The organism is Moorena sp. SIO4A5 (assembly GCF_010672005.1).
Lineage (GTDB): Bacteria > Cyanobacteriota > Cyanobacteriia > Cyanobacteriales > Coleofasciculaceae > Moorena.
The window spans coordinates 1-11,183 of the sequence record NZ_JAAHHZ010000173.1; the positions used below are offsets into that span (position 1 = coordinate 1).

General features: G+C 44.2%; 7 protein-coding genes and 1 pseudogene. 1 reads left to right on the plus strand and 7 read right to left on the minus strand.

Translation table 11 applies throughout. The annotated features are described in order from the left end of the window. Positions 1-238: 238 nt before the first annotated feature. Together ltrA and F6K57_RS30615 are read right to left on the minus strand one after the other, a co-directional pair. Positions 239-1,987: a group II intron reverse transcriptase/maturase gene (ltrA, locus tag F6K57_RS30610; protein ID WP_293071942.1), complete on the minus strand. Its 1,749-nt coding sequence runs from the start codon at positions 1,985-1,987 to the stop codon at positions 239-241. A gap of 558 nt (positions 1,988-2,545) precedes the next feature. After that, positions 2,546-3,019 carry a DUF429 domain-containing protein gene (locus tag F6K57_RS30615; RefSeq protein WP_293071943.1) on the minus strand — a complete coding sequence of 158 codons (474 nt, stop codon included), beginning with the start codon at positions 3,017-3,019 and terminating at the stop codon, positions 2,546-2,548. A 254-nt stretch (positions 3,020-3,273) separates the two neighbouring features. Between F6K57_RS30615 and F6K57_RS30620 the strand changes: the two genes are divergently transcribed. Continuing rightward, the gene (locus F6K57_RS30620; protein ID WP_293018490.1) at positions 3,274-3,489 is read left to right on the plus strand and encodes a hypothetical protein; all 216 of its coding nucleotides are present in this window, start codon (positions 3,274-3,276) and stop codon (positions 3,487-3,489) included. Positions 3,490-3,515: 26 nt separating this feature from the next. On the opposite strand, the gene F6K57_RS30625 is transcribed toward F6K57_RS30620, so the two are convergent. The 5 genes and pseudogenes from F6K57_RS30625 to F6K57_RS30645 all read right to left on the minus strand — a co-directional run. Further along, positions 3,516-5,777: a nitrate reductase gene (locus tag F6K57_RS30625; protein ID WP_293071944.1), complete on the minus strand. Its 2,262-nt coding sequence runs from the start codon at positions 5,775-5,777 to the stop codon at positions 3,516-3,518. Between the two features lie 240 nt (positions 5,778-6,017). Then, on the minus strand, positions 6,018-7,664 hold the full coding sequence (locus F6K57_RS30630) for a transposase (RefSeq protein ID WP_364304686.1): 1,647 nt from the start codon (positions 7,662-7,664) through the stop codon (positions 6,018-6,020). Next, positions 7,651-7,746 (minus strand): annotated as a pseudogene (locus F6K57_RS42240) (hypothetical protein); the annotation flags it as partial. The gene F6K57_RS30630 and the pseudogene F6K57_RS42240, both read right to left, overlap by 14 nt. Before the next feature lie 264 nt (positions 7,747-8,010). Further along, on the minus strand, positions 8,011-9,531 hold the full coding sequence (locus tag F6K57_RS30640; RefSeq protein ID WP_293018484.1) for an MFS transporter: 1,521 nt from the start codon (positions 9,529-9,531) through the stop codon (positions 8,011-8,013). Positions 9,532-9,983: 452 nt separating this feature from the next. Continuing rightward, on the minus strand, positions 9,984-11,183 hold a 1,200-nt coding region (locus F6K57_RS30645), incomplete at its 5' end, for an ABC transporter substrate-binding protein (RefSeq protein WP_293071945.1).

Below are 11,183 nucleotides of genomic sequence, written 5' to 3' on the forward strand. Positions count from 1 at the left end.
ATATTCGGCTGCCTCTTTTGGGGTGACATATTTTTTCATAACGGCTTAACCTCTACAAATCTATACTAACATCTTTGTAGAGATATGAAAAGGTTTGATGAGATTAAATGCTAATAGTTACACCTCTTTCCCTTAGTTATTAGAGTCGAACGAGGGATTCCTCCCCCGAACTCTCCTCCAGAACCGGACATGACTGTTCCCAATCATCCGGCTCCTCCTGGTGGCATTGGTATCTTGCCTATACTTCATGGGGATATTCCGCTCTTTGCTGTCTGGTTTTATTATTATGACAGTGGGAGTGTAGGAGCTGTTTGTTTTCTAGCTTATTACTACCACCGGCTCTTTTAGGGATGATGTGGTCTATTTCAAATACATGATCAGACATGAATCTGTGATTACACAGAGCACATCTCCCTTTTTGCCTTTTCAGGAGTTTATTCACAGTTGGCTTTACACCATGATATTTGGCTAATCTTTCAGCCCAGTAGTACCAATCACCATCGTATGGCGATTTTCCTTCCTTTAGTCTAATCACCCTTTTTATGTGTGTATCCGTATGTTTATTTAGGGTGTACTGACCGTCAGGAGTTCTGAATATCCATCCTTCACCTTTATCTATCCACCAATAGTTGGCTATGGCTTTCTTGGTTCCTTTGTTAGGAGACCTGTATTTAGCCCATCGCTCAAGTTTTAGGAATAGTTTACTGTCGATTTGGCTGAATATTCGGGAGCTTACTACTGAGTTGTATTGGTTAGCCCATCCAGTGATTTTGGAGTTTAATTCCCCGATTAACCTGGCTTGGTCTGAGTGTCTGTGGCTTCGGACAACTTCCTTTAGGTTCCTTAGGTGTCTCTTTACGGATTCTTTACTGGGTTTTATTAGGGTTTTGTATCCTAATTTGTTCCCTTGTCTGTCCTTTTTGCTGTTGACCTGATTAACCTCGTATTGTCGGACGTTGAAACCCAAGTAGTCGAAACCTGCTTTTGTTCCTTTCCTCCCTAAGGTGTGTGCTATTGAGGTTTTTGATTCTTTTAGATTTAGTCCGATTTCCTTTAGCCATTCCTGGATGACCCCTCTGGCTTCCAGAATCATCTCCAAGCTCTTGTGTAGGACAACAAAGTCGTCCGCATATCTGTGAACCAGCGGTGGTCTTAGATTTATTTTCTGTGGGAGATTATATCTTTCTGCCAGATGTCGGTTTGTGTACCTTACGGGGAAGGTCTCATTCATTAGCTGTGTTAGCCCATGGAGAGCTATATTTGCCAATAATGGTGAGATTACTCCTCCTTGAGGTGTTCCGGCTGGGGTTTCAATGAACCCTTCTTTTCCTAAGGCTCCAGCTTTTAACCATGCTTTTAACTGTCTTCTCATCCGAGGATAAGTATTTATTTTATTTAACAGTTTTTCATGGTCGATTCGGTCAAAGCACTTTTCTATGTCCGCATCTAGCACATAGTAGCTGCTCTTGTTTATGTCAGCGTATATGGCTGCTATTGCGTCCTTAGTGCTTCTACCTGGTCTAAAGCCATAAGAGTTAGGTTCAAACTGTGCTTCCCATTCTGGTTCTAGAGCCAACTTGGCTAAAGCCTGTTTTGCTCTGTCTTCCATGGTGGGGATACCTAGAGGTCTTTTTTCTTTCTTGCCGGGTTTGGGTATCATTATTCTCCTTACCGGTTTTGCCTTTCCATCCAGTTCTAATGACTGGGCTAAAGCTAACCTTTCCTTTGGAGCTAGACTTTTCTTCCCATCGATACCAGCTGTCTTTTTGCCTCTATTATCCTGGGTTACTCTTCTTACGGCTAATAACCGGGCAGATTTTGATTTGGTTAGTAGTTTTTGGAGCTTTCTAACTTTAGCTCTTTCCCCATTCTGTGAGGCTTTGTAGATACGTTTTTGCAGCTTGAACACTGCCCTCTCAATGGACTTCCAGTTGAGAGAGTTCCAGTTATTCAGTTCCACCATCACGGTTTCGTGTGTATTGGACATATCTGCTACTCGTGTTCTACTCTTGCCGACTCAGGGGTGTCCGTCTGCATATCCTTAGGCTTTCCCTAGGGCGTTAGCTTCTGACACCGTCTTTCCGGGATAACCCTTGCGGTTGAGTACCTACCCATATTGGGAGGAACTATCCCGGTTACTTCGTTCCGTGTGACCATTGACTGACCGGGTTGGGTACTGGCTATACACCGAGAGATGTCCCTTTCGGGAGAAGGATGTCGAAACAAGCAAGGCAAAACCTGTTTCCTTTTCATCTCTAAATCGATAAAGGACTTAAGTCATTGTGTCCTGAATCTTACACTGACGATGCGTCTGGCACCAGTTCGTTGTCTTACCCTTTCGGTCTCCCTTGCGGTTTGAGCCTCAAATGACTTTTGGCGTGACACCGCTTATTATTCCTTGCACTCGACTCTTTGATACTCAGTCTCCAAGCCTAGGAATATGGAGTAACCAGACATCTTGGTTGTAGGATTTTAACCTACATGAACCACACAGTTAAAGGGTTTTATCCCTTCGAGCAATCCCCCGGCTGGAACCGGTTTCTGCTCAACGAATCGCACTCCCTTTTTTGTATTTGAGAATGCGATTGAGGTTGAATAGCTCAACGATGGCGGGATGGGGGAAGACTTCGATTTGGTAGCGCCCTAGTTTTTGGTGAGTGATAGTTGGGGCATGGATAAATTGCCGTTTTTCTAGGCTCAGACCAAATTCTATAGTGCGCTGGGCGAAGGGGCGTTGGCGGTTGGCGGGATAACACCCAGCATGATAGCGACCAAAGTATTTATGGGTCAGTCTATCCGGTAGACGCATTCCTGTAGGGTTGGGAATCAGGGTAGGAGCGTCTACTGCTACCATGGCGGGTTCTGGAGATGGTGACCAATGGTCTATCCAGTTCAGGATATCTGTGATTGACTCTTTGCGGTCTAAATCTAGCAGGTTTAGGGTGCCGTCAAACCAATCTAAGCAACAAAGACCAGTTGCTCCAGAAGTCCAGCCCAGGTCTATGCCTAAAAACCTCATAACTTACTGTATTTCACAAAAATTAATTAAATTCAGTAACTAATGTTACTTTTTATGTTTTTATTTGGTAAATCTAGCTACTTTTTCCAAAAATTTTTGTATGATTCAAAATGTAAAGGATTTTAGTGCATAAAAAAATACCAAGTTGCCGACTGTCCCTGCAACTTGGCATGAATAGGAACAATGCACTGCATCCTCAAAGACAACAGTGAAATATCCCTATATTCGTACACATCTATTCTGAGGTTTTAGTCATGAGCATGCAAGAGCTTAGCAGCACAACCCAGTCTCATGTTGTAACTACACACTGGCAGCATCCAGTCAGGATGACTATGCTGATAGTTTTGTGCTCCTTGGTGATGGGGTTAGTGCCGTTTATGTCTATTTCAAATCTTGCCCAGACACAAACCCAGACTCCAATCACCCTTGGTGAGGCAGGTCTTTGGGAAACTCTCGGAGAGCGGAATTAAGAATGGAAGGTTAAAACTTTTAACAATTACCTCAAAACTTTGAGCTTTTGTAAAATCGGTGTTCCTAATGGCTCTTGGTTGGGATTTTGCGATCGCATACTGTCAGTTTCACTGATGGGCACCAAGTTGACAGCACAGGCTTTTAATTCTGGTTCTAGGGAAATGGGACAAGATTCAGGATGGGTCAGAGCATTAGCTTCTGCCTGATTTGCCCACAAAGCTCCCCAGTGCATGGGGGCAAAGACTGTACCAGGAGTAATCGCTTTAGTGACTTGAGCTGGGAAGCGGCAAGTTCCGCGACGCGATCGCACTTCTACCCAACCCCCATCTTTAATCCCCAGCTTCTGGGCATCACGGGGATGAATTTCTAGTAACGGATTGGGGTACATTTTGGTAATTTTCTCAATCCTGCCGGTGCGGGTTTGAGTGTGCCAGTGACCATAGAGTCTGCCAGTTGTCAGAACCAAAGGATACTCTTCCTCGGGGGGTTCTGCCAGTCCTTTAGAATGGAAGGCAGCAAATTTTGCCTTGCTATCTGGCGTATTGAATCGGAAGTCAGTATAAAGCCGTTTGCCAGTATTTAGTGCTGATTGCTGATTGCTCAGTGACTCAGAAGACTCTTGGTTTTGGAACTCCTCAGGGCAGGGCCATTGAATCGGACCGTTTTTCCGTAAGCGCTCGTGACTAAGTCCAGTCATATCACAAAGTCGTCCACGGGTAAGTTGGACAAATTCCCGATAGACAGCGGCAGAGTCAGTAAAGTCAAATTCTTTAGTAAAGCCGAGGCGACGCCCTACTTCCGCAAAGATTTCCCAATCCGGTCTGGCTTCTCCTGGTGGATTACGGAATTGGGGGCAAAAGGTGACAACTCGCTCAGAGTTAGTCATAGCGCCAGTCTTTTCACTCCACTGGGCTGCTGGCAGCAAGACATGAGCATAGGCAGCGGTTTCAGTGGGGTAGTAGGCATCTTGATAGACAGTAAAGGAGGATTTTCTTAGGGCTGCCTTAGTTCGTTCAATATCCGGCATACTCACAGCTGGGTTAGTGGCAGCAATCCACAAGAAACCGACATCTCCAGTTTCTAGACCTTTGATCATGCTCCAAGCATCAAGACCAGCATTGGGGGAAATTGTCCCTGGCTTGAGTTTCCATAACTGTTCCACCTCACTGCGGTGTTGGGGATTCTTTACTACCCGATAACCCGGTAAGATGTGAGCCAGTCCTCCAGCTTCTCGTCCTCCCATCGCATTAGGTTGACCAGTTAGAGAAAATGGTCCTGCTCCTGGTTTACCAATGTTGCCTGTCATCAGGTGCAGATTAATGATGGTGCGGACTTTAGCAGTACCTTCTGATGATTGGTTGACCCCCATTGACCACAAAGACAGGACACGCTTCGATTTTGCCCAGTAGCGAGCAGCTTCCTCAAGTTCATGCACCGGTATACCACATCTTTCGGCAACGATATCCGGTGGATAGTTGATAATTACCTGAGCGTATGCGGAGAATTCGCTGGTACACTCCTCAATAAATTCAGTGTCCAGTTTACCCCAGCGCAATAGTAAGTGAGCAATACCATTGAGTAAATCAATGTCAGTACCCGGTTTAATCGCTAGATGTAAGTCAGCCAGCTTAGCGGTAGACGTGCGGCGAGGGTCTACCACTATCATTTTAACATGACGATGCTTTTTGTGATGCTTACGCAAACGATTAAATACAATCGGGTGACAGTCTGCTGTATTAGTCCCAATCAAAAAGGCACAGTCAGTTAATTCTAGATCGTCATAGCAGCAGGGAGGACCATCGGAACCAAAACTTTGGATGTATCCAGCTACAGCTGAGGACATACACAGGCGGGAATTAGCATCAAAGTTATTGGTACCCAGACAACCTTTGAGCAATTTCTGAGCAATATAGTAGTCTTCGGTTTGGAACTGACCGGAACCGTACATACAAATTGCTTCTGGTCCTTGGGTGAAACGAACCGTCTGAATCCGATTCACTACTCGGTCTAGGGCTTCATCCCAACTCACTCGCTGAAATGGTTGATCTAGGGAATCCCGCATCATGGGATACTTGAGGCGGTCTTTATCCAAAGACTCACTAACCGTGGCACCTTTGACACAAACCATACCCTGGTTTGAGGGATGAGAGCGATCGCCTCTAACTTTCCAAATCGGATTGCCTTGACTATCTCGATAGGTAGCACGACCAGAACCAGCTGGAGGTAATACTTCCAGACCACAGCCAACCCCACAGTAGGGACAGAGTGTCTTAGCTGAGTCAGTCATGATTTTTACCCCCAATTTTTTTTGAGTCTTTTTAGTATATTTTGTGACTAGATTAAATATTTTTGCAATTAATTTTTAATTAATAATTCTTATATCAAATATCAGCTATTTATAACAAACGTTTATATCAAATCAATCATTAATTAGTTAATCAATTAGTTAGTTCGTTAGTACTTAGCTAGTTACCTAAATTATTTAGCTGATTTATGCTGTTATACGAGCAATCATATCCGATACTTTTTAGCTACCAAAATCTACCAATGGCGGATTCTGGCTCACTAATGCAAGCTGATTTCTCAGCCAGGGGGTATCTCCCAAGGCATGGCCGTAGGCCACGCTGCGCGAACGAAGAAATATTCCCCGAGCGCCATTGATGTCGCGATCCATAGATCGACCATCAATCTTTGATTTGATGATTTGGCTTCCACCAATATTGACCAGTTCACCAGTCCAGCTAACAGTCTTACTGGTATAAGCTTCACAAACATCAACAACAACTTTCCCAGTCTCTTGAGCTTTATGTTTCAAGAATTCCTTGAACCGATAGTGAGCAAAAGTAAGCATATTGCGAACAGTCTTAGACCTAATTTTCCTTTTCTCCTTCCTTGACATCTGAGACGTCTCAAACGTGGGAAGTAAAATAACATCAAAGTTGTCAACTAGGAATTTAGCTGTCTTATGATGAAGCTCATTTATCAGGTTCTGAATCTTGATTACCATTCGTCGAGCAGCTTTTCTCCTTCGACGCTTCTGCCCACCCTTGGCTTTACTAATCCTTGATAACAGGTTGTCTAGATGCTGGCATATTCGCTGAATTCTGGAAAAATCTCCGTGCCCAATCTTTCCCACAGATTTTTCACTAAAAAAAGTAATAAAAGTCCTGACTCCAGGGTCTAAAGCAACCACTCTACCTTGGTTTTCGGCTTTTGTGTTAGTTGCTTCATGGGGAACTACCAGGTAGCAACTCCCGTTAGTGCTAGTTAATCGACAATCACAGATATTGTCAGGTAGAGTCTCAGCAAAGGCAATTTCTCCCAGCTTTGTGTGATAGACACCTTTGCTAGACACTGCTGACTTAGGGATATAGCAAGACTGAACAGGGTTCTTACGAGACCTAAATCTTACTCGGTTAATTTGTGAAGTTTTTTTGTATTTTTTCTTGGCCTCCCTAACCGCAGTGCAAGCATCCTTTATCGCTATAGATTTGATTTGATAAGGCACTGCTTTACACCACTCAGGGAGGTCATTTAATATGCCAGTCTTAATAGCTTTCCAATTAGCTTTGGTCTCACCATCAGAGAGTATCTTGACGGTTTTATTGAAAACATAACGGGACACTCCAAACCATTGCCGAACAAGCGAGCGCTGTTCAGAGCTTAGGAACAGTCGAATCTTCTTTGATTTTCTTACCGTATTTCCGGAGTCCGTGAACCCTACAGGAGAAGACGTGAATGATGGACAGAATATCTGCGGTAAGTTCAGATTCGGGGCAGCTTTCAGGTTGACTGAGAACCAGGATTTTTCCACCGTTGAGACCGACCAAGTACTCAATGAGTTCAAACCCGAATCGGGTGAGCCTGTCTCTACAGGCAACAACAATCGTGAGCTGATCATAGCGCACGATTCGCTCCAGTACGGCTCTAAGCCCAAATCTTTAGTTGAGACCTGAGCCGATATCTTTGATGATTTCCGCTTCCGGGAAGAGGGAATGGAGATAGGCGAGAAGTCTGTCGAGGTCGTCTCTTTGAAAGTTGGTACTGACTCGGCAGTAACAGATGGTGTAGTAATGTGACCTGTTAGACTTTGGAGCTTTTCCAAAACGAAGAAGATCTCTTGAGTCAAAGAGTCTAGTCCCGCCTGGCGTTCTTTCGCACCTGAGAGTCCCATTATCTGCGTACTTCCTTAAAGTGTTCCGTGATAGTCCCGTAAGTTCGACCGCCTTAGGTCGTGGTATTAGTCCGTTGTAGATAGTGGTAGATTAGTGGATATTTATAGCAACTGTCACATGCCTCTTTTCCAGAGGCTTTTATGAAAGTTTTCGTTAATTCAAAATCTTGCTCAGTGCTGAAGAGCTGGAAGAGCTGATAGCTAAAGGCTGAGGATTTTTTTACCTTGTTTAATAAGCAATTATTCCGTCGGGTTTGGGGCAATCTTAATTAAGATTGCCCCACTTCTATCTAGATATTTTTCAGCCATCTAGTGTAGAGTGCTTTCAACTAGACCCACCAAGGAACTAGTTCATCACGTCTCCAGTTTCCATAGCAGCTGGGCTAGCAGCAGTAGCGTATTCTTCTTCCCCTTCATGGAGCTCAGCAAAGGAACCCTTAGGTTCTTTCAATACTAGGAAGCACAGGAAGGCAACAACCAAAGCTGTAACACCCAACACCTGGAAGAATATGCGGTTACCCACATCTCCTGCTGGCAATAAACTAAAGATAGTCAGGTAAGCAACAGCACCAACGTTTCCGTAAGCACCCACGTTACCAGCCACCTGACCGGTAATCCGTCGCTTGACCAGAGGTACGATGGCAAAGGTAGAGCCTTCTCCAGCTTGCACAAAGAAGGAACAAGCCATGGTCAGCAGTACCGCACCAGGAAGCCACCAGCCTCCTTTCACCGTACTGAAAATCAGATAGCCAATACCCATACAGAATGTTAGAACTGCCATGGTCATCTTGCGGCTACCCAGTTTATCAGAGATTAAGCCGCCACCAGGACGGGACATCAAGTTCATGAAAGCGTAGCTAGCAGCAATCATCCCCGCTGCTTGTTTACTCAGTCCGAAGGTGCCTTCAAAGAAGGCAGGGAGCATAGAAACTACAGCTAATTCAGAACCGAAGTTAACAACGTAGGTCAACTCTAGAATGGCAACTTGAGAAAAATTGAAGCGGTCTTCAGGAGGATAGCGCTTACGACCTGCTAACAAATCTTTGTTAACTGCCCAGCAGTTGTAAGCTTGGAACAGATACAACCCAAGTAGACCAGCCCAGACGATATATAGAACATTTTGCTCGAAAAAGCCTACTTTATTCAAGCGCCAAGCCAGAACACCAAGAATGATAGATAGAGGAGCATTCATCACCATCAGAAACCAGAAGTCTTTCTTAGTGGTGACTTCCATTCCTCTGGCGCTTTTGGGCTTCTGATAAACTTTGCCTGGGGGAGTATCTTGGACGTTAAAATAATAGAGGACGCCATAGAGAGCAGCGATAATCCCGGTACCAGCAATGGAAAAGCGCCAGTTGAGACCTGGACTGCCAAAGGCTAAAAAAGCGGCAATGGTAGGTAGGGTAAAGGCTGCTGCTGCAGAACCAAAGTTACCCCAGCCCCCGTAAATCCCTTCGGCTAAACCAATTTCTTTGGGAGGGAACCATTCTGCCGTCATCCGGATGCCAATCACAAAACCTGCACCTACGATACTCAGTGCCAAGCGGCTAATCACCAGTTGGCTAAAGTTCTGTGCCGAGGCAAAAGCAATACAAGGTATTGCTGCATACATCAGCAACAGGGAGTAGGTGATTCTTGGTCCGTATTTATCTAACAGCATCCCGATGATGATACGGGCAGGCACTGTCAGGGCAACGTTACAAATTGCGATGGTTCGGATTTGACCTACTTCGAGACCGAAGTCTGATTTCACCTGTGTTGCTAGGGGTGCTAAGTTGAACCACACTACAAACGACAGGAAGAAAGCAAACCAGGTCATGTGGAGGATTTTATACCTACCACGAAAAGACCACATTTCTGCGAGCATCTATATACCTTTCCTCTACTCAAACTACGAAAACAGAAGATTCACGCACCAACAGCATTAGTGATAAAAGCTGAACGTTTGGGTGGATTTAGTATCCTCCAAAAACTACTCCAAAGAATCCCTTTCAAAACAATCCAGCTGATCGGTTGCCATCAACTTGCTGACTGATTAAAGTTACCTATTAGTTTGAATACTATAGCTTATTGGTTTAGGGTAATTCTTTCGGAATTGATTGCTAAAGTACTCGCCCATAGATACTACTTTTCTGAGGTTAACTTAATACTATTGTTCAGGTACTAATAGTTACACCCCTGAAACATAAGTTTCGTATGATTTGTTACAAATTATTTCTGGTGATGAATTAAATGCATAATTTATATTCAATGGTTACATCAGAGCCAGAAAATTGGGGTGTTGCTTAATTTTCGAATGAATTGAGGTTTATTCCTAAGTTAAGCCAAGCCGATTAACTGAGAACGATCAGCTCGGATATCGAAACCATTGAGGTAATTAACTGGCTGACTAGGGTCAAATGCTCTTTGATCCACAAACACATCAGCAGGTTCAAGCCTCATACGCTCACTAGGTAGATCGATTTTCAACGCCTTGGCAACCTCTTCATAAATTTTCACTGGATAAACCCGGTCGATAATTTTATCCGCATCCTTGGGATATTGACGTCGGTTAATATGACGCCAGCGAATCATTTGGGTTAGCAGCCAAACACCATGGGAGCGCCAAGGATAATTAGCATGATTGGGCTTTTTCAGATAGTCTGTATCTTGGAAGTGAAATAAATTAAAATCAGGGATTGATTCAAATCGGTCTTTCTGGTCAAAGCCACCATAATTATAGTTGCCCAGTAAAGAACCTTCCAGATAGCTTACTTTAGTGTCGATGTATTTGCTCCTAGATATAATCTGAGCAATTGACTGGCGATTTTCTAGTTGGTCACAATACTGACAAGCTTCCAAAACAGCTGCTACTAAGGCTCGGGCGGTTGTGGGATGTTTTTCTGCCCAAGGTCCCATGGTTGCTAGTATTTTTCCTGGATGACCTTTCCAAATATCCCGACTTACATAAACCGTAAATCCAGCCTGGTCTACAACTGCTCTTTGGTTCCAGGGCTCATCTAAACAGTAGCCATCTACTATCCCAGCTTGGAGTTTGTATACCATTTGAGATGGTGGAAACTCGATTAGCTTAATCTGTTTCTCCGGATTAATCTCCATAGCTGATAGCCAGTAGAGAAGGGTATAGTTTGCCATGGAGTTGGTCAAGTCTATCCCTACTTTTAGGGGCTCGGTTAATCGTCTAATGTATTTCCTGTAGGAGTTGGCAAAATCTGGGAAATTATAGTATTCCGTTGAAGGACGAATAGCACCTTGCCAAGCTTTTTTGGAAAAGGTGATTCCAGCGCCATTGCGATTGAGCATCATTAGAGATATCACTGGTGCCTTGGCTGAACCAAAATTGGTGAGCATTGGCAATCCAAACAAGGCAACGCAGGCATCTATACCCCATGATAGTAAGTCTTTGTGAACCGCTGACCAGTCAGGATATTTCTTAAGAGCCACATTCAAACCATAACGCTGAAAGAAGCCCTTTTCTTTGGCAATGATTAAAGGAGCACAGTCAGTTACAGGAACAAA

What these genes read in the sequence shown, in the direction of transcription:
- ltrA (WP_293071942.1), bottom strand. Translation starts at nt 1,987, where the DNA reads ATGTCCAATACACACGAAACCGTGATGGTGGAACTGAATAACTGGAAC.
- F6K57_RS30620 (WP_293018490.1), top strand. Translation starts at nt 3,274, where the DNA reads ATGAGCATGCAAGAGCTTAGCAGCACAACCCAGTCTCATGTTGTAACT.
- F6K57_RS30615 (WP_293071943.1), bottom strand. Translation starts at nt 3,019, where the DNA reads ATGAGGTTTTTAGGCATAGACCTGGGCTGGACTTCTGGAGCAACTGGT.
- F6K57_RS30625 (WP_293071944.1), bottom strand. Translation starts at nt 5,777, where the DNA reads ATGACTGACTCAGCTAAGACACTCTGTCCCTACTGTGGGGTTGGCTGT.
- F6K57_RS30630 (WP_364304686.1), bottom strand. Translation starts at nt 7,664, where the DNA reads ATGGGACTCTCAGGTGCGAAAGAACGCCAGGCGGGACTAGACTCTTTG.
- F6K57_RS30640 (WP_293018484.1), bottom strand. Translation starts at nt 9,531, where the DNA reads ATGCTCGCAGAAATGTGGTCTTTTCGTGGTAGGTATAAAATCCTCCAC.